The organism is Nocardioides sp. Root140 (assembly GCF_001426745.1).
GTDB lineage: Bacteria > Actinomycetota > Actinomycetes > Propionibacteriales > Nocardioidaceae > Nocardioides.
The window spans coordinates 962229-982385 of the sequence record NZ_LMFI01000010.1; the positions used below are offsets into that span (position 1 = coordinate 962229).

Below are 20157 nucleotides of genomic sequence, written 5' to 3' on the forward strand. Positions count from 1 at the left end.
ACTCACAGTGAGGCGAGCAGGCACCTGAGGATGCCGAGGGCACCCAGCGAGAGGCGAGCGTTGGACCCGCGGTAGTACGTCCAGGCGCTGATCGCCGGCGCCAGGGCCTGGCCGCGGGACCGGCGGTACGCCGCTTCGTCCAGGCCGACCGCGTCCCGGTAGACCTCGGACACCGAGACCGGGACGTAGCCCCACATGGCGTTCAGCTCGATCGCCGGGTCGCCCCGCCCGGCCGCACCCCAGTCGATGACGGCCGCGAGTCGTCCGTCACGGACCAGCAGGTTGCCCTCGTGCAGGTCACCGTGGAACCACGTCGGCTCGCCGTCCCACGCCGGGGCGTCCAGCGCGTCGGCCCACAGCGCCAGCACCGCCGACGGGTCGATCTCGGAGGTGTCGGCACGCGCCGTCCAGGTGCGCACCCACTCGTCGAGGGCCGACAGCGGACCACCACGGCCGAGGGTCTTCACCGGGCCACCCATCGCCGGCACGGCGCGGGTGGCCCGGGCGAAGGCGCCGAGACTGGTGGCCCACTCCTCGGGGTCGAAGGAGTCCTCGGTCGGGGTCTCCCCCTCGATCCACGGGACCACGGTCCAGTGCCAGGCGAAGCCGTCGCCCGGCTCCCCGAGCGCCACCGGTGCCGGGATCGGCAATGGCAGGTGCTCCGCGAGCCGGGGCAGCCAGGTGTGCTCCCACTCGCCCGAGCCGGCCACCCAATCGACCCGGGGCATCCGGACCAGCAGGTCGTCACCGAGGCGGAACAGCTGGTTGTTGGTGCCCACCGGGGGCAGACGTCGGAGCGGAAGGGCCGACCATTCCGGGAACTGGTCGGCCACCAGGCCGCGCACCAGCTCGTCACTGATCGTGATCTCGTTGTCGTGCATCCGGCCGGCCATCGCGGCACGAGACTAGCCGCACACCTCGAGCCCGGCACTCACAGCGAGGCGATCAGCGACCGCACCGTCGCCAGGGACTCCTCCGAGATGCGTGGACTGCTGTCGCGGTAGTACGTCCAGCCGCTGATCGACGGCGCCAGGGCATAGCCCCTGGCCCGGCGGTACGCCGCCTCGTCGAGGCCGACTTCTGCCCGGTACAGCTGCGCCACCGACGCGGGGAGGTAGCCCCACATGGCGTTCAGCTCGATCGCCGGGTCGCCTCGCCCGGCCGCACCCCAGTCGATGACGGCCGCGAGTCGACCGTCACGGACCAGCAGGTTGCCCTCGTGCAGGTCACCGTGGAACCACGTCGGCTCGCCGTCCCACGCCGGGGCCTCCAGCGCGTCGGCCCACACCGCCAGCACCGCCGACGGATCGATCTCGGAGGTGTCGGCACGCGCCGTCCATGTGCGCACCCACTCGTCCAGCCCGGACAACGGAGCACCACGCCCCTCGGTCTTCACCGGCGCACCCATCGCGGGCACCTCACGGGTGGCACGGACGAACCTGCCGAGGCTCACCGCCCATTCGTCGGGGTCGAAGGTCTCGGGGGTCGGGGTCTCCCCCTCGATCCACGGCACGACGGTCCAGTGCCACGGGTAGCCCTCCCCAGGCCGTCCGAGCCCGACGGGTGCCGGGATCCGCAACGTCAGGTGCGGCGCCAGCCGGGGCAGCCACCTGTGCTCCCACTCGGCCGACTCGGCCGCCCAGTCGATCCGCGGCATCCGCACGAGCAGGTCGTCACCGAGCCGGAAGAGCTGGTTGTCGGTGCCCTCCGGAGGGAGCCGACGCAGCGGGCGGCCCGCCCACTCGGGGAACTGGCCGGCGACCAGGCTCCGCACCAGGTCGTCGCCGATCTCGATCTCGTTCTCGTGCATGCGGCTCATGGCGGCCTACCCGAGCAGCCGCGCCGCCCGGCGCAGGTCGTCGCGCGCGGCCACCGGACCGAGCAGGCCCAGGCCCCAGCCGAGCGGACGACGCCAGCCCGGGGCGTACGTCGAGGCAGTCGCGCGCACCGTCGTACCGGCGCCGTTCGCGACGAAGTCGAGGGTGAGGTCGACGACGAGGCCGTGCCAGGTGCCACGCTCGGCCCAGCGCACGCCCGGCTCGAACACGGTGATCTCCATGCGCGGGCGCACTCCCGGCCAGGTGACGTCGTGCCAGGCCGTGCCCACTCCGGTCGGCCCGTCGGTGAGCAGCTCGACCGTGCGCAGGCTGGCCTGCCAGGCGGCCCGTCGTGCGGGGTCGCCGAGGTAGGCGAAGACGGCGTCCGGGGCCTGCGCGAAGTCGACCGAGACTGTGAACGTCACCAGGTCGTGCCGGTCAGCCGCTCGAAGGCCTCGACGTACTTCGAGCGGGTCAGCTCGACGACGTCGGCGGGCAGCACCGGGGGCTCCTCACCCGACGTACGGTCCCAGCCGGAGGCCGGGGAGGTCAGCCAGTTGCGGATGACGTCCTTGTCGAACGAGGGCTGCGCCTGCCCGGGCTGCCACTGGTCGGCCGGCCAGAAGCGCGACGAGTCGGGGGTGAGCACCTCGTCGGCGAGCACGATGGCGCCGTCGGCACGACGTCCGAACTCGAACTTGGTGTCGGCCAGGATGATGCCGCGGTCGCGGGCGATGGCCTCGGCGCGGCCGTAGATGTCGAGGGTCCTCTCGCGGAGCGCCGTCGCGTCGTCGGCGCCGATCGTGGCCACCACCGCGTCGAACGAGACGTTCTCGTCGTGGTCGCCGACCTCGGCCTTGGTGGCCGGCGTGAAGATCGCCTCGGGCAGACGGCTGCCGTCCTCGAGACCGGCAGGCAGCGCGATGCCGCACACCTCGCCGGAGCCGGCGTACTCCCGCAGGCCGGAGCCGGTCAGGTAGCCGCGCGCGACGCATTCGACCGGGAACATCTCGAGGGACTCGCAGATCACCGCGCGGCCCTTCACCTCGTCGGGCACGTCGGTCGAGACCACGTGGTGGTCGGCGCCGAGCTGGTCGAACCACCACAGCGACATGCGGGTCAGGATCTCGCCCTTGTCGGGGATGGTGGAGCTGAGCACGAAGTCGTAGGCACTGATCCGGTCGCTGGCCACCATCAGCAGGTTGCCGGCGAACTGGCCCTCGTCGATGCGGTAGAGGTCGCGGACCTTGCCGGAGTGGAGGTGCGTCGTTCCGGCGATGACGGGTGCGTCCGGGATGTTCAGCATGACCCGAGCCTATCCGCGCTCACCGGTGCAGCCACCACGACATCCGTCGGGTGATCCATGGCAGGAAGACGTAGGTCATCAGCGGCGTCATCACCATCACGGACGCGAGTACCCGCGGCACCAGCGGCCAGTCCGCGATCGAGTGGCCGACCACCCAGTTGGCGGCCAGGCTCAGCGGGAAGAAGACCAGGAAGATCGTCACCATCTGCTTCCAGCGAGGAGGCGCCGGCGGGGGCGGCTCTGAGTCTGCACCGTCGGAGACGTCGTACGTCGTGGGCTCGTCGAACCAGCCTTCGATACCGGTTCGGCGCTCGACGTGCGACTCACCGATCCGGCCCTGCGCGGCGGCGAGCCACCAACGGCGTTGCGCCGAGGCCTCCCACACCGCGAGGGCCGCCGCGTCCGCGAACCGGTAGAGCATGTGCCACTCGTCGGAGTCGATCGCCGGGCGGACCCAGCCGACCCCGAGGAATCCGTCGAACCGCTCGGCGAGCGAGGCGCCGGCCTCCACCCACGCGAGCATCTCCGCGTTGTGCTCGGGATCGATGTGGCGGGTGATGGAGACGGTGACGGCAGTCATGCCCCCAGAATGTCAGTCGTCGACCATCGTGCCGTCGTTGCAGCCGTAGAGCCGCATGAGTCGGGTGGCGTCGCGACCCGCGGCCATCGCGTCGCCCTGCTCCCAGATCTGCTCCGGCCACGCGCCCGTCGTGGCCATCTCGTCGAGAATCGCCCATGAGTGGCTCGCCTTCATGGCGTTCGCGGCCCGGTCGACCAGGGTGTCGTCGCCGCGGGCCTGGCCGGCCGCGTACTTGTCGAGCCACACGCAGGCCACCGTGCCGGTGAGCTTCGCGCCGAGCTGGTAGCGGTTGGTGGCGCCGTCGATCCGCACGGTCGTGGGGTCGAACCCGACGGGCGTCTTGACGTCGGAGAGCATCTCCGTGACCACCTCGGCCTGCTCGCCGGGAGTCACCACCTCCGGCGGCAGGCCGGCCGCGAACGCCTTCACGTCGACCGGCTGAAGGTCGTCGAGGAGGGCGCGGAACGCCTGCTCGTCCATGCCCGAACCTCGGATCTCGAGGAAGCCGTCGCCGTCGACCCCACGGATCACGGTGTGGTCGGTGGTGCCATACGCGAACATCAGGGCCGGCTCGCCCCACAGCCGGAGCTCATCGGGGTCACCGGCGTCGCCGCGGTCATCGACCCGGTCGTCGTGCTCGCTGGCCTTGCTCCAATAGACGTCCAGCTGCTGGCCGCCGTTCGCGAAGACGATCTCGCCGTCGGTGCCGTCGACCATGTTGATGACCCGCCAGCCCTCGAGGCCCAGCAGTGCCCGGTCGACCGGCCCCGGCACGGCGGCAGCGAACGCCGGGGCGTCACCGGAGGCGCCGTCGTCGTGAAGGAGGTACGCCGGCACGCCGGCGATCACCGCGATCGACGCGGCCGCTGCGGCCACCGTGATCCAGCGCGGACGGGGTCGCTTCAGGTGGCTCGGTGTGTCGATGACGTCCAGGACGGGCGTGGCCATGATTTCCTCCAGCAGCTCGGCCCGACCCTCGTGAAGCGGGAGCCCGCCGATCGTCTCGTCACTCAGCTTGTGGTTCATGCCCCCTCCTTCCGGGTGGGTTGTGGGTGTCTACTGGGGGAATGTCCGGGCGGCAGCGGATCGTTGCCGAGGATCTCGCGCAACCTCGACCTGGCCCGCGAGAGTCTCGGTCTGACCACCACCGTGGTGAGCCCCAGGACCTCTGCGATCTCGCGCGGTTCGAGCCCCTCCCAGAGATGGAGCTGGAGGACCTCCTGGTCGCGGCCGCTGAGCCGGGAGATGGCCGCGTTGACGTCGGTGCCCTGAACGACCCCGTCGGCGATGTCGGGCACCACCGTGGCCACCTGCTGACGGAGCCGCGTGCCGAGCTGGTGCCGCCGCCCCTCGCCGCGCCGGTGGTTGGCCAGCACCCGGCGTGCCACGCCGTACAACCAGGGGCGGGACTCGCCGCCGGTCGGCATGTGGGAGAGCCGGCGCCAGGCCACCAGGAACGTCTCGGCGGTGACGTCGGCGGCGTCCTCGGCTCGGTCCGCGCGACGCAGCGCGAACCCGAGCACGGCGTCGAAGTGCTCGGCGTACAACGCCCGGAACGTCTCGTCGCGGCCCTGCGAGAACTGGCTCATGACTCCCTCATGTCCGGGCAGGGCCACATCGTTGCACGCGCTCCGGGCCGCTAGTGTCTTGAGCATGCCCGTCGTGAAGATCAACGCAATCAACGTTCCCCCGCAGGCCCACGCCGAACTGGAGCGCCGGTTCGCCGCACGCGCCGGCACGGTCGAGAACTCCCCCGGCTTCCTGGGGTTCCAGCTCCTGCGGCCCACTGCCGGGGAGGAGCGCTACTTCGTGGTGACGCAGTGGACCGACGAGGAGTCCTTCGCTGCCTGGCGTGACGGCGACGCGCGCAGCGCGCACTCCGGCGAGCACGGAAAGCCCGTGGCGCAGGGCGCCGAGCTGCTGGAGTTCGACGTCGTGCTCGACGTCAAGCCCTCCACCTGACCCACACGCCCGGCCCGGATCACACGAGAAGGGGCCGCGACACACCGATCATCCGGTGAGTCGCGGCCCCTTCTGTGCCTGACCAGAGCCCTACTGGGTCTTGTCGGTCGGGGTCGTGTCGGCCGACTCCTCGTCCTCGGACCCCTCCGCCGGCTCGGTCTCCTCGATCGCGATCACGAAGTCGTCACCGTGCTCGGTGACACCCGCGACGACCGCGTCGTGGACCGCCTGGCGGGCGTACGCCGACCGCACGATCAGGGGATCCTGGGAGAGGTCCTTGACCAACGAGACGCACAGGCCGACCATCACGAACACGAACGGCACGGCCGCCACGATCGTGATGTTCTTCAACCCGTTCAAGGCCGTGTCGCCGCCGATCAGCAGCATCACCGCCGCGACCGCTCCGGTGGCCACACCCCAGAAGATGACCGGGGCCCGCTTCGGCTCGAGGGCGCCGTGCTGGGACAGCGAGCCCATCACGATCGACGCCGCATCGGCACCGGAGACGAAGAAGATGCCGACGAGGATGATCACCAGCACCGTGGCGATCGTCGAGAACGGCAACTGGTCGAGGGTGTTGAACAGCTGGGCCTCGGCCCCGCCCTCGAACACCTTCTTGCCGTCCATCTGGAACTTGATCGCGGCACCGCCGAAGACCGCGAACCAGACCAGGCTGACCAGGCTCGGCACCAGAAGCACGCCGGTCACGAACTGGCGGATGGTGCGGCCCTTCGAGATGCGGGCGATGAACATGCCCACGAAGGGGGTCCACGAGATCCACCAGGCCCAGTAGAAGACCGTGTAGTAGGTCAGCCAGGACTCGGTGTAGGCGCCCTGGCCGTTGACCCGGCCGGTCATCTCGGGCATCAGCCCGACGTACTCGGCCATCGCGCTGGGCACGAAGTTCAGGATGAACATGGTCGGGCCGACCACGAAGACGAAGACCGCGAGCACCAGGGCCAGCACCATGTTGATGTTGGAGAGGTACTGGATGCCCTTGGAGACACCGGAGACGGCAGACAGGATGAAGCAGATGGTCAGGAAGACGATGATGCCGACCAGCACCGCGTTGCCGACGTTGTTGATGCCGCCGACGACCTTGACGCCCTCCTTGATCTGGAGGGCACCGAGACCGAGGGACGCGGCGGAGCCGAACAGCGTGGCGAAGATCGCCAGCATGTCGATGACCTTGCCGATCGGGCCGTGCACGCGCTTGCCGAGCAGCGGCTCGAAGGCCGAGCTGATCAGCTGGAGGCGGCCCTTGCGGAACACGCCGTACGAGATGGCCAGGCCGACCACCGCATAGATCGCCCACGGGTGGAGCGTCCAGTGGAACAGGGTCTGCGCCATCGCCTGACGGGCCAGCTCGACCTGGGTGTCGCCGTCGGTGCCGGGGATGCCGGCGGGTGCCGCCGGGTCGGTCGCGTCGCCCGCGAAGAAGGTGAGCGGCTCACTGACGCCGTAGAACATCAGGCCGATGCCCATGCCGGCGGAGAACATCATCGCGATCCACGACGAGGTGCGGAACTCGGGCTCCTCGTCGTCGCGGCCGAGCGGGATGTGGCCGTACTTCCCGAGCGCCAGCCAGATCGCGAAGATCACGAAGCCCGAGGCGGTCAGCACGAAGAACCAGCCGAGGGTCTCCATGGTCCAGCTGAGGGCGTTCGTGGAGGCGGAGCTCAACGAGGCGGTGCTGACGAAGCCCCAGACCAGGAACCCGATCGCGATCGCCGCGGTGACGCCGAAGACCACCTTGTCGAGCTTCGAGGTGTCCTGGGCTTCCTCCAGGACGGGCGGGAAGTCGAGCGCCGGGTGGGACTGACCGCCGGCCGGGCCGGTGTCGGTCAACGACCGGGCCCGGTCGGTTGTCTTCTTCTGTTCCGGTGGATCTTGCTTCGTGGTCACGAGTGGGGCGCCTCCTCGGCGGTCAGGGGTACAGCCCTACGACCGTTTCAGTTCACACCCGATGTCGCAAGCCGGGATGTGCCCCGGGTCACATCGTCACAGGATGTCGCCGGGGGTGTACGCCGCCGCTTCGGGGTGCCGCTCCACGACCTCGGCCACACGTCGTACGACGGCCTCGGTCTGCGCCACTGCCGCACCCGTGAACGTGATCGGCTCCGCCACCAGGGCGGCGATCTGGTCCTTCGTGAGGCCCAGGCGCGGGTCGGCCGCGAGCCGGTCGAAGAGGTCGTTGACGGCGAGTCCTTGGCGCATCTCGAGCGCCACGGCGACGGCGTTCTCCTTGATCGCTTCGTGAGCCGTTTCACGCCCGACGCCGTTGCGCACGGCGCTCATCAGCACCTTCGTGGTGGCCAGGAACGGCAGGTAGCGGTCGAGCTCGCGCTGGATCACGGCCGGGAACGCGCCGAACTCGTCCAGCACGGTGAGGAAGGTCTGGAACAGCCCGTCTGCGGCGAAGAACGCGTCGGGCAGCGCCACCCGGCGTACGACCGAGCAGGACACGTCGCCCTCGTTCCACTGGTCGCCGGCGAGCTCGCCGACCATGGAGAGGTGGCCGCGGAGGATGACCGCGAGGCCGTTGACCCGCTCGCAGGAGCGGGTGTTCATCTTGTGGGGCATCGCCGAGGAGCCGACCTGGCCCTCCTTGAAGCCCTCGGTGACCAGCTCGATGCCGGCCATCAGGCGAATCGTCGTGGCCAGGTTGGACGGGCCGGCGACCAGCTGCACCAGGGCCGAGACCGCCTCGAAGTCGAGGGAGCGCGGGTAGACCTGGCCGACCGAGGTCAGCACGTTGTCGAAGCCGAGGTGGGAGGCCACCCGGGACTCGAGGTCGGCCAGCTTGGCGGCGTCACCGTCGAGCAGGTCGAGCATGTCCTGGGCGGTGCCCATCGGGCCCTTGATGCCGCGCAGCGGGTAGCGGGCCAGCAGCTCGTCGATGCGGGTGATCGCGACCAGCATCTCGTCGGCGATGGTCGCGAAGCGCTTGCCGAGCGTGGTGGCCTGGGCGGCGACGTTGTGGGAGCGGCCGGCCATCACGGTGGTCTCGTGCTCGGTGGCCAGGCGAGCCAGCCGGGCCACGGTGGCGACACCGCGGTCGCGCAGCGTCTCGAGGGACTGGCGCACCTGGAGCTGCTCGACGTTCTCGGTCAGGTCGCGAGACGTCATTCCCTTGTGGATGTGCTCGTGGCCGGCCAGCGCACAGAACTCCTCGATGCGGGCCTTCACGTCGTGCCGGGTGATCCGCTCGCGCTCCGCGATGGAGGCGAGATCGACCTGGTCCACGACCTTCTCGTAGGCCTCGACGACGCCGTCGGGGACGTCGATGCCGAGGTCCTTCTGGGCCTTGAGCACGGCGATCCAGAGCTGCCGCTCGAGCACGATCTTGTGCTCGGGCGACCAGATCGCGGCGAGGTCGGCGGCGGCGTAGCGGGTGGCGAGGACGTTGGGAACGGTCACGAGTCGACATTCTCCCACGTGAGCCGGAGCCTCCCGAATCACGTGCCTGCGGGAGAGACGGGCGTCGGGGCCGTTCCCTCAGTCGCGGGCGGAGGCGCCTTCGACGACACCGAGGGGCTCGGCGGCGATGTCGGAGCGCCGCTGCTGGCCGTCGAAGGTGATCAGGTCGGCAGCGGCGTAGGCGCGGGAGCGGGCGTCGTCGACGTCGTAGCCGAGAGCGCGTACGGCGAGCACCCGGCCGCCCGCCGTGACCAGCTGGTCGTCGACGATCGCGGTGCCGGCGTGGATCACGTCGACGTCGTTGACCCCGTTGGCCGCTCCGACCCCGGTGATCACGTCGCCCTTGGACGACGACTCGGGGTAGCCGGCCGAGGCCAGGACCACGGTCACCGACGCCTGGTCGCTGAAGCGGGGCGCCTCCACCTCGGACAGCCGGCCCTCGGCGGCGGCCATCAGCAGCGTGCCCAGCGGCGACTCGAGGGTGGCCAGCACGGGCTGGATGTCGGGGTCGCCGAAGCGCACGTTGAACTCGATCACCCGGGGGCCGGAGTCGGTCAGCGCCAGGCCGACGTACAGGCAGCCACGGAACGGGTCGCCGCGTCGCGCCATCTCGTCGAGCGTCGGCTGCACGACCGTGTCGATGACGGTGGTGGCCAGGTCGTCGGGCGCCCAGGTCAGGGGTGTGTAGGAGCCCATGCCGCCGGTGTTGGCGCCGCGGCCACCGTCGAAGATCCGCTTGAAGTCCTGGGCCGGGCGCAGCGGGTGGGCCGTCGCACCGTCGCAGACCGCGAAGAGCGAGACCTCGGGGCCGTCGAGGAACTCCTCGACCACCACGGTGCCGCAGGTGGCCGCGTGGGCCAGGGCCTCGTCACGGTCACTGGTGACGACCACGCCCTTGCCGGCGGCCAACGCGTCGTCCTTCACGACGTACGGCGCACCGAAGGCGTCGAGCGCGGCGGCGACCTCGTCGGCGTCGGCGCAGGTGAAGGAGCGGGCGGTCGGCACCTCGGCGGCCGCCATCACCTCCTTGCTGAACGCCTTGGAACCCTCGAGCTGCGCGGCCGCGGCCGACGGGCCGAAGCAGGCGATGCCCCGACCGGTCACGGCGTCGGCGACCCCGGCGACCAACGGTGCCTCGGGCCCGACCACGACCAGGTCGGCGCCGAGGCGTACGGCGAGGTCGGCCACGGCAGGCCCGTCCATTGGGTCGACCTCGTGCAGGGTGGCCGAGGCCGCCATGCCGGGATTGCCGGGAGCCGCGTGCACCTCGGTGACGGCGGGGTCCCGGTCGAGCGCGAGAACCAGGGCGTGTTCGCGGCCGCCGGTGCCGATGACGAGAGTCTTCACGGAGATCGATCCTAGGATGGCGCCACCATGTCGCTGCACTCACCCACACCCGGCACCCGCTTCGGGCGCTATTTGATCGAGGAGCGCATCGGCATGGGCGGCATGGGCGTGGTCTTCCGGGCCACCGACACCCGGCTGAACCGCACTGTCGCGCTGAAGGTGATGGCCGGCCGGCTGCAGGGGGCCGACGAGTTCACCCAGCGGTTCGAGCGCGAGGCCGACATCATGGCCCGCCTCGACTCGCCGCACGTCATCACGATCCACGACCACGGCGTCGAGGACGGCATCCCCTGGATCTCCACCCAGTTCGTGCGGGGCGGCGACCTCAGCGACCTGCTGCGCGCCACCGGGAGGCTGCCGCTCGACCGGGCCGCACAGATCTGCGCGCAGGTCGCCGGCGCCCTCGACGACGCGCACGCGGCCGGTGTGGTGCACCGCGACGTGAAGCCGAGCAACGTGCTGCTCCGCGACCGCGGCACCGAGCCGTTCGCCTATCTCTGCGACTTCGGCATCGCCCACGCCGGCACCACGGGCCTGACCCAGACCGGAGGCGTGGCCGGCAGCTGGGCCTGGCTGGCTCCGGAGCGGACGAAGGGCGACCCTGGCGCGCCGGCCTCCGACATCTACTCCCTCGGGTGCGTCCTGTGGGCCACGCTCACCGGGCACGCGCCGTACGGCGGCTCGGACGTCGAGGTCGCCCTGGCCCAGGTGCAGCAGCCGGTGCCGCAGTTCGTCGGCGACGATCCGGCGACCCGACGGGTCAACGCCGTCCTGTCGCGGGCGCTGGCCAAGGACCCGGCCCGCCGCTACGCGTCGGCCGCCGACTTCCGCACCGACCTGCTGTCGCTCACCCGGTTCGGCGACCGCACCCTCGTGGAGCCCACACCGTCGACACCGCACCGCGAGGACACCGGCACCGCCGTACGCTCCGGCACCGCAGGGGCTCCCCCGCGTCGACACGGCCGGCGACGGTGGATCCCGGTCGCGGTCGCCGTGGCCGTGCTGGCCGGCACGGGTACGGCGTACGCCGTGTGGCGCGACGACGCCCCACAGGACGACGAGAATGACCCCGCCGCGATCCTCGGCGACGTCGACGGAGACGGCAAGGGCGACCTCCTCGTCCGTTGGTACAACTACGGCGACTCCTACAAGGAGGGTCGCAACTTCCTGGTGCGCTCAACCGGAACGGGATTCACCGACCCCGAGCGGCAGCTGCAGCCGGAGGGCTATCTCGTGCGCGGCGACGTCGACGGGGACGGCCTCGACGACGTCCTGGGCATCAACGACAACCTGGAGACCAAGGGGCTCGACGTCGAGGTCATCACCGGCACCGACGACCGGTTCGACGCGGGGTTCCCCAGGCGGGGCAGACGCGACGACGCCTTCCCGCTGCTGGCCGACATCGACGGCGATGGCTTGGACGACCTCGTGCTCACCTGGGCACGAGACTCCTCATCGAGGGACTCCGTGCTGGAGATCGAGGTGGCGCTGAGCAGCGGCGACGACTTCGCCGACCCGGAGCCGGTGGCCACCCTGGAGAACTGGACCTCCTACGGCGAGCAGATCGTCGCCGGCGATGTCGACGGCGACGATCGAGACGACCTCGTGGTGCGCCGGGACGGGGTTCGGCCGGGGACCGACGCCGCGCCTCAGCTGCAGGTGTTGCTCTCCGACGGGTCCGGCTTCCAGACACCGTCGAATCCACGCAACACCCCGAAGAACGGCGTCGTCGCGACCCCTCTCGACGTGGCTGACGTGGACGGTGACGGTGCCGACGAGATCGTCACCCACCTGCGCGGCGCCCCCGGCACGATCCGGGTCCACGAGTTCGAGGACGACACCATCTCGGCCGGCGAGGACTGGGTGGTCGACCTCGTCGACGACCCCGACGACCCCTTGGACACCGCCATGATCGATGTGAACGGGGACGGCAGGGCAGACGTCGTGGTCCAACGTGCCATGACCGACACCGGCGTCCCCTTCGATGTCGCCCTCTCCACCGGGCAGTCCTTCGACTCACCCCTCCGCTGGGGCGAGATCGCCTGTCTCAACAAGGGCTGCGACGAGACCTTCTCGATGCTGACGAACAACATCACATGATCGCGTCGCTGCGGACCGCGAGCTCGGCGGCCGTATGGTTCAGTCCTGTGACCAGGACAATGGTTCTGGCGCCGTCGGCCGGGCATAGTGTCCCCGTGCTCGACGACACGTCTGGAAGACCGCGATGACCTCCGTGCCCCGCGTCGGGCAGAACTTCGGCCGCTATCGCCTCGAGCGCCTGCTCGGGCAGGGCGGTATGGGCATGGTGTTCCTGGCCACCGACACCCTCCTCCAGCGCCAGGTCGCCCTGAAGGTGATGTCGGGCAACATCGCCGGCCAGGAGGAGTTCCTCCAGCGATTCCATCGCGAGGCCAACGTGCTGGCCCGGCTGAACTCGCCGCACATCACCCAGATCTTCGACCACGGGGAGCACGACGGCGTCCCGTTCATCGCCACCCAGTACCTGCCCGGGGGCGACCTCGGCGAGCTGGTCCGGAAGCGCGGGCCGATGCCGGTCGCGATCGCCGTCGACCTCTGCGCCCAGGTCGCCGCGGCGCTCCACGACGCGCACCGCGCCGGCGTCGTGCACCGCGACGTCAAGCCGGCCAACGTGCTGGTCCGCGACCCCGACACGAACCAGCCCCGGGCCTACCTCTGCGACTTCGGCATCGCCCAGACCGAGCAGGAGGGGCTCACCGTCGCGGGTGGGGTGGCCGGCACGTGGGCCTACCTCGCACCCGAACGCTCCCTCGGCGCTCCGGCCACCCCGGCCAGTGACATCTATGCCCTCGGCTGCCTGTTCTGGGCAGCGTTGACGGGGCGCCCGCCGTACGGCGGCACGGACGTGCAGATCGCCCTCGCGCATCGCAACGCCCCGGTGCCGCGGTTCAACGGCACCGACGAGACCGCGGCGGCGGTCAACCGGTTCCTCGACCGGGCGATGGCCAAGGACCCGGCCCAGCGGTTTCCCACCGCGGAGGCGATGGGTCGGGCAATGACCGCGCTCGGCGGCTCCGCACGCACCGGGTTCGATCCTGCCGACGTCGACGAGTACGTCGCCAGGGTCGAGGCGCCCCGACGCACCCGGCGTCGTCGTACGCCGCTGGTGGTCGGCGCGCTCGCGCTCGCCGTACTGGCCGGCGGCGGCATCTGGTGGGCGCAGGCCGGCCCCGGAACCGACGGGGGCGGCGACGAGCCGACGGCCGAACCTGAACCGACGGTGGAGCCGGAACCCGCGCCGGTCGTGGGCGACCTCGACGGTGACGGCTACGGCGACCTCGAGCTCGAGAACGACGACTCCGCGGACATCCTCGGCCTCCGGTTCTCCGGCACCGCAGACGCCACGAAGATGCGCAGCGCGAAGGTCAGCCCGATCGACTCCCGGCAGATCCTGGCCGACTTCGACGGCAACGGCCTGCCCGACATCGGCAAGCAGGCTTCGGAGACCCTCACCGTCACCTTCGACTCCGGTCGCACGGCGGCGTTCCGGCTCACGACCGGTGAGGGCGACGACAGCGCGAGCCTGGTCGTGGCCGGCGACTACGACGGCGACGGCACCGACGACCTGGCGCTGGTCTTCGACGACCTCGACGACGGCCCTGCCCGCATCACGGTGCTGCTCAACCGCGGCAACCGCTTCGCCAAGGGCACGGTGTGGGCGGAGGTGCCGATCTCGACCTTCGACACGGACTTCGCGGTGGGCGACTTCGACGGGGACGGTGACGACGACCTGGCCGCGACCGTCGAGTCCGGGGTCCGCTTCCTCGGCACGACCTCCGACTACGACGCGCGCCTCACCCTGCTGCGCGCCGAGGGCACCCGCTTCGTGCCGGCCGCACGTGCACCCGAGTCGCCCGACCCGTACGACGTCACCCTCGGCGCCGCCGACGTCGACGGCGACGGCTCGTCCGAGCTGCTCGTCTACACCTCGGGGTTCGACGCCGATCGACTGCGCACCTGGCAGGCCGGGGACGAAGGCTTCACACCCGGCAGCATCACCCTCGACGCGGGCACGCAGTCGCAGTCCGTCCTGCTGGCCACCTCCGACGTCGACGGCAACGGGCACCCCGACGTGCTCCTCGTCCCGAAGGGCATGGGACGCCGCAAGGAGATCAGCGTGGCACTGTCCGACGGCACGACCTTCGGCTCCTTCTCCCGTTGGGCAGCGTGCACGCAGTGCGGCTACAGTCCATCACCCCTCGACTCCATCCGATGACGCGCGAAAGGGAGACCCGTGCCCCTGCCTCGCACCGGTGACCTCTTCGGCCGGTACCGGATCGACGCCCAGCTCGGAACCGGCGGCATGGGCGTGGTGCACCGGGCCCACGACACCGAGCTCGGCCGCACCGTCGCGCTGAAGGTGATGTGGCCGCACCTGGCCACCGACGAGGGCTTCCGCACCCGGTTCCTGAACGAGGCCACCACCCTGGCCAAGGTCGACTCGACCCACATCGTCGCGATCTACGACCACGGTGTGCACGACGACGTCCTCTACATCACCACCCAGTACGTCGAGGGCGGCGACCTCGGCGCCGTGCTCGAGCAACGCGGTTCGCTCCCGCGTGCCCTGGCCGCGAGGGTCTGCGTCCAGATCGCCGGGGCCCTGCACGACGCCCACCGGGCCGGCGTCGTGCATCGGGACGTGAAGCCGGCGAACGTGCTCCTCCGCTCCGCCGACTCGTCCGACACCACCGAACCGCAGGCATATCTCTGCGACTTCGGGGTGGCGCAGACCCAGTGGAGCCGGGGACTGACCATGACCGGGACGGTCGCCGGCACGTGGTCATGGCTGGCTCCCGAACGCGCCCAAGGCTCCCCGGGCACACCGGCCAGCGACATCTACTCCCTCGGCTGCGTGCTGTGGGCCTGCCTGAACGCCGGCGCAGCGCCGTACACCGGGCCCGACGTCGAGGTGGCCGCCGCCCACCTGACCGAGCCGATCCCGCAGCTGCCCGGCGACGACCCGCTCACCCGGCGCTTCAACGACCTCCTGGACCGCTCACTGGCCAAGCACCCGAAGGACCGGTTCCGGACCGCGGCGGCGTTCCGCGACCAGTTGCTGGCGGTGGCGCGTGCCGCAGACCAGTCCGGCGCCGCGACGACCACGACCGCACCGCGGAGACGGCGTGGCCGTCTGGTCGCCGCCGTGACCGCTGGCGCGCTGGTGCTGGGCGGCGCAGGGTTCGGCGTCCAGAGGCTGCTGGCGGCCGAGGACGAGCCGACCGCCGACCCCGGCCGCAGCTCCGCGGGCGGTGCCGACCGCCGACCCCTGGTCACGGGCGACGTCGACGGCGACCGGCTGGGCGACCTGATGTTCGACCGGGACCGGCCGGGCAGGACCTCGCTCGAGACCACCATGACCAGCACCGCCGACGGGTTCTCCCGGCCCCGGGGCAGGAAGGCCTCCAAGGGGTCGGTCTACCTGGGCGACGTCGACGGCGACCAGCGCCTCGACCTCGTCGACATCACCCGACTCGGCAAGGTCCAGGACCGCACGGACGTGCCGCTCTCGATCAAGGTCCGGCACGGGGGCAGTGAGACCACCACCCACAGGGTCACCGTGCCGAACACCGGGAAGTACGTCTGGGAGATGCTCGGCGACTTCGACGGTGACGGGCGCGACGACATCGGCCTCTCCACCGACCGGTCCCCGGGAGTGATCGAGCTCTGGGTCGTCCCGGCCACCGACGACGGCTTCGGCGAGCCCGTGTCCTGGGCCCGGATCCGGGGGCTGGGCAAGTCGGTCAGCAACGCGATGCTGCCCGGAGACTTCGACGGCGACGGAAAGTCGGACCTGGCCGTGGAGAGGTCCTACGGTTCGAAGGTCGCCAAGAGCGGCCTGCTGCTGATCCGGTCGAGCGGCACCGCCTTCGGCCAGCCCGGTCCGGCGCGGGTCACCCCCGAGAACACCTTCACCACCGGCAGCGTCGCGCCCGGCGACTTCGACGGCGACGGCACCGACGAGCTGTCACTCCTGGTGGACACGCAGGGCGACCAGGAGGTCCGCGTCTTCCGTGCGTCGGGCGACCGCTTCGACGCCGGCGAGTCATGGGTCGTCACGCCGCCCGGGATCGTCAACGGATCCTTCACCGACACCGTCGCCTCCGACGTGGACGGCAACGGTCGCGACGACCTGGTCCGGTTGGACCGGTGGAACACCGAGCCCTGGCAGATCGACGTGCTCATCTCCGAGGGCACCAACTTCGCGCAGCCGTCACACGCCACGGCGTTCGACTGCGCGAAGACCTGCGAGTGGTACAACGGCTCGATCATCGGGCCGTTCGCCCTGCAGTGACCCGGCCGGCCGGAGCCCGGGTCGTGGTCAGCTGTCGTGGACCACGATCGTCTGCTCGCGACCCGGACCGACCCCGACGCCCCAGAACGGTGCGCCGCTGAGCTCCTCGAGCGCCTTCACGTAGGCCTGCGCGTTCTTCGGCAACTCCTCGAAGGTGCGGCAGCCGGAGATGTCGCTCTTCCAGCCGTCGAAGTACTCGAAGACCGGCTTGGCATGGTGGAACTCGGTCTGCGTCATCGGCATCTCGTCGACCCGCTGGCCGTCGATCTCGTAGGCCACGCAGACCGGGATCTGCTCCCAGTCACCGAGGATGTCGAGCTTGGTCAGGAAGAACTCGGTCAGCCCGTTGACCCGGGTCGCGTAGCGCGCGATCACCGCGTCGTACCAGCCGCAGCGACGGGTGCGGCCGGTGCTCACGCCGATCTCGCCGCCGAGGCGCTGGAGCCGCTCGCCGTTCTCGTCGAACAGCTCGGTCGGGAACGGGCCCGAGCCGACCCGCGTCGTGTAGGCCTTGATCACACCGATCACCCGGTCGATGCGGGTCGGGCCGACACCGGCTCCGACGCACACGCCGCCGGCGACCGGGTTGCTGCTGGTGACGAACGGGTAGGTGCCGTGGTCGACGTCGAGCATCGTGGCCTGGGCGCCCTCGAAGAGCACGGTCTTGCCGTCGTCGAGCGCGTCGTTGAGGAGCAGTGTCGTGTCGGCCACCATCGGACGCAGCCGGTCGACGTACGACAGCAGCTCCTCGACGACGGCCTCCGCCTCGATGGCGCGGCGGTTGTAGACCTTGGTCAGCAGGTGGTTGCGCACGTCGAGCGCGGCTTCGACCTTCTGGGCGAGGATGCCTTCGTCGAACAGGTCGGCGACCCGGATGCCGCAGCGGTTGACCTTGTCGGAGTAGGCCGGCCCGATGCCGCGCCCCGTCGTACCGATCAGGTTCTTGCCGAGGAAGCGCTCGGAGACCTTGTCGATCGTCGAGTGGTACGACGCGATGACGTGGGCGTTCGCGCTGACCTTGAGGTCGGCGACCTCGACGCCGCGCTCGATCAGGCCGTCGAGCTCGCGGAAGAGCGCCTCGGGCGAGACCACGACCCCGTTGGCGATCACGCTGGTGGCGCCGGGGGTCAGGATGCCGCTGGGCAGCAGGTGGGTGGCGAACTTCTCGCCGTTGACCACGATGGTGTGGCCGGCGTTGTGTCCGCCGCTGGTGCGGACCACGAAGTCGATGCTCGTGTCCTGCGCCAACAGGTCGGTCGCCTTGCCCTTGCCTTCGTCGCCCCACTGGGCTCCGAGCACGATGATCGCGGGCACTTGGTTCTCCTTCGGTCGTTCGGACCTTGCGTCCCCGGCGCCGGGGTCCGGATCGCCAGGGAATGCAAAAGGCCCCGGCAACAGCGCACCGGGGCTCTTGCGCACACACGTTACCAAAGGCCGGAGGGGACCACGGGTAGTGTCGCCGACCGTGGACCCACTCCTTGTCATCACCAACGCCGACGCCGGATCCGGCGACCAGGACGCGCTCGAGACCGCCCTGGAGGTGCTGCGCGCCCGGGCGAGCGTCGAAGTTGCGGCCACCTCGAACCCCGGCGAGCTCGACGGGGTCCTCCACCGGGCCGGCTCCCGGCGCATCGTGGTGGCCGGCGGCGACGGCAGCATGCACGCCGTGGTCGCCGCACTGCACCGCCGCAACGAGCTGGCCGGCACGGTGATCGGCCTGATCCCGCTGGGCACCGGCAACGACTTCGCCCGCGGCAACGGCCTTCCCGTCGAGCCGGACGAGGCCGCACGCGTCGTGCTCACCGGCACACCCACGCCCACCGACCTGCTGGTCGACGAGTTCGGCGACATCGTCGTCAACAACGTCCACGTCGGGGCGTCCGCGCAGGCCGGGCGACTCGGCGCCGGCGTGAAGTCCGTGCTCGGCAAGGTGCGGATCGGTCCGATCGGCCTGGGCAAGCTGGGCTATCCGATCGGCGCCCTGATGGCCGCCGTACGACCCCACGTGCTGCACCTCAAGGTCGAGGTGGACGGCGTCGTGGTCAACGACCTCGACCAGCAGGTGCTGATGGTCGCGCTGGGCAACGGGTCCGACGTGGGCGGCGGCACGTCACTCAACCCCGACGCCGACCCGGCCGACGGCAAGGTCGACGTGATGGTCTCGCGGGCGGTCGGCCGCCTCGACCGGATCGCGTACGTCGCCCACCTCAGCCGCGGCGAGCACGAGGGACGCGACGACGTGGTCAGCCTGCGCGGCAGCCAGGTGACCGTGGCCGGCGACGAGTTCTGGGCCAGCGCCGACGGCGAGATCCACGGCCCCGAACGCCGCCGCACCTGGCGCGTGGTGCCCGGCGCCTACTCGTTGCTGCGGCCCGCGAAGTCGCTGGACTAGATCCAGCCGCGGCGTACCGCCTCGACGCCGGCCTGGAAGCGGGTGTCGACCCCGAGCTCGGTCATCAGGTCCGCCACCCGTCGGCGCGTGGTGCGAAGGCTGATGCCGAGGTTCCGGGAGATCTGCTCGTCCTTCGCGCCCAGCGCCAGCTGCTCGAGGAGGAAGCGCCGCAGGTCCGGTCGCGCGTGGCCCAGGTCGAGCTCCGGCACCGGGCTGGCCTGCTCCCACAACGACTGGAACCACAGTCCGAGCGCGGCGACCAGTGCCGACTGCCTGACCAGCAGCCGGGGCTCGTCGGCCACCCCGAGGGGCTCGGGCAGCACCGCGTGGGTCGTGCCGATCACGATCATCCGGGTCGGCAGGTCGGAGATCAGCCGGACCTGTTCTCCGGCCCGGGCCCGGGCGAGGAGGGCGTCGGGCGCCTCCTGCAGCGCGCGGGCGGGATAGATCGCACGTGACCGCCTGCCGGCCGCGACCGCGGACGCGATCACCCGCGCCATCGAGGACTCCCGAGGCAGCTGCCAGGCATCGGGGCGTAGCCACATCAGGTCGCCGCGACTGTTCGCGACCAGCGCCGAGAGCAGTGCCAGGGGGTTGCCCCCGGAGCTGACCTCGCCGTCGATGCGGTCGATGTCGGCGACCTCGTCGTCGGCGGGCCTGCTGGCGGCCGCGGCCAGGAAGGGGACGGCCGCCAGGAGTCCGTCGAGGCTCTCGCCCACTGCGGTCACGGTCGCGGCCTGTCGCTCGAGGACCTTGACGACGGCCTCGGCAGGACGGCGGACCAGCACCACGCCGCCGTCGAGGGCGACCAGCTCCGCGGCGATCAGGGGCTCGAGGCGCCGGCGCAGTTCCTCACCCGACAGGGCGAGTGCCGGACCCACCTCGTCGAGTGGCCGCCGGGAGAAGGGCTGCACCAGCCGGTACAGACGCTCCTCCTGACGGGTCAGGCCCAGCGCAGAGGGAACCGAAGTGGCGAGCGGTCGCGGCATGGTGGCAGTT

General features: G+C 70.9%; 17 protein-coding genes. 5 read left to right on the forward strand and 12 right to left on the reverse strand.

Annotated features, from left to right (window positions below; genetic code table 11):
• Nucleotides 1–2 precede the first annotated feature (2 nt).
• The 7 genes from ASD30_RS15005 to ASD30_RS15035 are packed head-to-tail and all read right to left on the reverse strand — an operon-like array spanning nucleotide 3 to nucleotide 5292.
• Nucleotides 3–893 (reverse strand): aminoglycoside phosphotransferase family protein, encoded by an 891-nt coding sequence (locus ASD30_RS15005; RefSeq protein WP_056682921.1) that lies wholly within the window; start codon nucleotides 891–893, stop codon nucleotides 3–5.
• Nucleotides 894–931: 38 nt separating this feature from the next.
• Entirely contained in the window at nucleotides 932–1819 is an 888-nt protein-coding gene (locus ASD30_RS15010; RefSeq protein WP_082563853.1) for an aminoglycoside phosphotransferase family protein, read from the reverse strand.
• Nucleotides 1820–1825: 6 nt separating this feature from the next.
• The gene (locus ASD30_RS15015) at nucleotides 1826–2242 is read right to left on the reverse strand and encodes an SRPBCC family protein (protein ID WP_162250978.1); all 417 of its coding nucleotides are present in this window, start codon (nucleotides 2240–2242) and stop codon (nucleotides 1826–1828) included.
• Entirely contained in the window at nucleotides 2239–3123 is an 885-nt protein-coding gene (locus tag ASD30_RS15020) for a phosphoribosylaminoimidazolesuccinocarboxamide synthase (protein WP_056682930.1), read from the reverse strand. Before ASD30_RS15020 ends, ASD30_RS15015 begins: the two co-directional genes overlap by 4 nt.
• A 19-nt stretch (nucleotides 3124–3142) precedes the next feature.
• A complete protein-coding gene (locus ASD30_RS15025) occupies nucleotides 3143–3703 on the reverse strand; it encodes an antibiotic biosynthesis monooxygenase (RefSeq protein WP_056682933.1) in 561 nt (186 codons plus the stop codon).
• Between the two features lie 12 nt (nucleotides 3704–3715).
• Nucleotides 3716–4729: a hypothetical protein gene (locus ASD30_RS15030; RefSeq protein ID WP_056682938.1), complete on the reverse strand. Its 1014-nt coding sequence runs from the start codon at nucleotides 4727–4729 to the stop codon at nucleotides 3716–3718.
• Nucleotides 4726–5292, reverse strand: coding sequence for an RNA polymerase sigma factor (locus ASD30_RS15035; protein WP_056682941.1), 567 nt, complete (start codon nucleotides 5290–5292; stop codon nucleotides 4726–4728). Before ASD30_RS15035 ends, ASD30_RS15030 begins: the two co-directional genes overlap by 4 nt.
• A gap of 64 nt (nucleotides 5293–5356) precedes the next feature.
• Here ASD30_RS15035 and ASD30_RS15040 point away from each other — a divergent pair, with 64 nt between their 5' ends.
• Entirely contained in the window at nucleotides 5357–5665 is a 309-nt protein-coding gene (locus ASD30_RS15040; protein WP_056682944.1) for an antibiotic biosynthesis monooxygenase family protein, read from the forward strand.
• Between the two features lie 90 nt (nucleotides 5666–5755).
• Here the strand turns inward: ASD30_RS15040 and ASD30_RS15045 are convergent, their stop codons facing one another.
• The 3 genes from ASD30_RS15045 to purD all read right to left on the reverse strand — a co-directional run bounded on the left by ASD30_RS15045 (nucleotide 5756) and on the right by purD (nucleotide 10432).
• Nucleotides 5756–7570, reverse strand: a complete 1815-nt coding sequence (locus ASD30_RS15045) for a BCCT family transporter (RefSeq protein WP_235532594.1) — start codon at nucleotides 7568–7570, stop codon at nucleotides 5756–5758.
• Between the two features lie 96 nt (nucleotides 7571–7666).
• The gene (gene purB, locus ASD30_RS15050) at nucleotides 7667–9085 is read right to left on the reverse strand and encodes an adenylosuccinate lyase (RefSeq protein ID WP_056682947.1); all 1419 of its coding nucleotides are present in this window, start codon (nucleotides 9083–9085) and stop codon (nucleotides 7667–7669) included.
• 78 nt (nucleotides 9086–9163) lie between these two features.
• A complete protein-coding gene (gene purD, locus ASD30_RS15055; protein WP_056682950.1) occupies nucleotides 9164–10432 on the reverse strand; it encodes a phosphoribosylamine--glycine ligase in 1269 nt (422 codons plus the stop codon).
• A 27-nt stretch (nucleotides 10433–10459) separates the two neighbouring features.
• Here purD and ASD30_RS15060 point away from each other — a divergent pair, with 27 nt between their 5' ends.
• The 3 genes from ASD30_RS15060 (at nucleotide 10460) to ASD30_RS15070 (ending at nucleotide 16766) form a co-directional block, all read left to right on the forward strand.
• Nucleotides 10460–12532: a serine/threonine-protein kinase gene (locus ASD30_RS15060; RefSeq protein ID WP_056682955.1), complete on the forward strand. Its 2073-nt coding sequence runs from the start codon at nucleotides 10460–10462 to the stop codon at nucleotides 12530–12532.
• Between the two features lie 124 nt (nucleotides 12533–12656).
• A complete protein-coding gene (locus tag ASD30_RS15065; RefSeq protein WP_056682957.1) occupies nucleotides 12657–14687 on the forward strand; it encodes a serine/threonine-protein kinase in 2031 nt (676 codons plus the stop codon).
• An 18-nt stretch (nucleotides 14688–14705) separates the two neighbouring features.
• Nucleotides 14706–16766 (forward strand): protein kinase domain-containing protein, encoded by a 2061-nt coding sequence (locus ASD30_RS15070; protein ID WP_056682960.1) that lies wholly within the window; start codon nucleotides 14706–14708, stop codon nucleotides 16764–16766.
• A 27-nt stretch (nucleotides 16767–16793) separates the two neighbouring features.
• On the opposite strand, the gene ASD30_RS15075 is transcribed toward ASD30_RS15070, so the two are convergent.
• Nucleotides 16794–18080 (reverse strand): adenylosuccinate synthase, encoded by a 1287-nt coding sequence (locus ASD30_RS15075; protein WP_056682963.1) that lies wholly within the window; start codon nucleotides 18078–18080, stop codon nucleotides 16794–16796.
• Nucleotides 18081–18231: 151 nt separating this feature from the next.
• On the opposite strand from ASD30_RS15075, the gene ASD30_RS15080 reads away from it, so the two are divergent.
• Nucleotides 18232–19158, forward strand: coding sequence for a diacylglycerol/lipid kinase family protein (locus tag ASD30_RS15080; protein ID WP_056685068.1), 927 nt, complete (start codon nucleotides 18232–18234; stop codon nucleotides 19156–19158).
• On the opposite strand, the gene ASD30_RS15085 is transcribed toward ASD30_RS15080, so the two are convergent.
• Nucleotides 19155–20147 (reverse strand): hypothetical protein, encoded by a 993-nt coding sequence (locus ASD30_RS15085; RefSeq protein ID WP_056682967.1) that lies wholly within the window; start codon nucleotides 20145–20147, stop codon nucleotides 19155–19157. The genes ASD30_RS15080 and ASD30_RS15085 overlap by 4 nt on opposite strands.
• Nucleotides 20148–20157: the final 10 nt, after the last annotated feature.

Excerpts from the sequence above, each read along its gene's own strand:
- ASD30_RS15005 (WP_056682921.1), bottom strand. The coding sequence starts at position 893 with ATGGCCGGCCGGATGCACGACAACGAGATCACGATCAGTGACGAGCTG.
- ASD30_RS15010 (WP_082563853.1), bottom strand. The coding sequence starts at position 1,819 with ATGAGCCGCATGCACGAGAACGAGATCGAGATCGGCGACGACCTGGTG.
- ASD30_RS15020 (WP_056682930.1), bottom strand. The coding sequence starts at position 3,123 with ATGCTGAACATCCCGGACGCACCCGTCATCGCCGGAACGACGCACCTC.
- ASD30_RS15025 (WP_056682933.1), bottom strand. The coding sequence starts at position 3,703 with ATGACTGCCGTCACCGTCTCCATCACCCGCCACATCGATCCCGAGCAC.
- ASD30_RS15030 (WP_056682938.1), bottom strand. The coding sequence starts at position 4,729 with ATGAACCACAAGCTGAGTGACGAGACGATCGGCGGGCTCCCGCTTCAC.
- ASD30_RS15035 (WP_056682941.1), bottom strand. The coding sequence starts at position 5,292 with ATGAGCCAGTTCTCGCAGGGCCGCGACGAGACGTTCCGGGCGTTGTAC.
- ASD30_RS15040 (WP_056682944.1), top strand. The coding sequence starts at position 5,357 with ATGCCCGTCGTGAAGATCAACGCAATCAACGTTCCCCCGCAGGCCCAC.
- ASD30_RS15060 (WP_056682955.1), top strand. The coding sequence starts at position 10,460 with ATGTCGCTGCACTCACCCACACCCGGCACCCGCTTCGGGCGCTATTTG.
- ASD30_RS15065 (WP_056682957.1), top strand. The coding sequence starts at position 12,657 with ATGACCTCCGTGCCCCGCGTCGGGCAGAACTTCGGCCGCTATCGCCTC.
- ASD30_RS15085 (WP_056682967.1), bottom strand. The coding sequence starts at position 20,147 with ATGCCGCGACCGCTCGCCACTTCGGTTCCCTCTGCGCTGGGCCTGACC.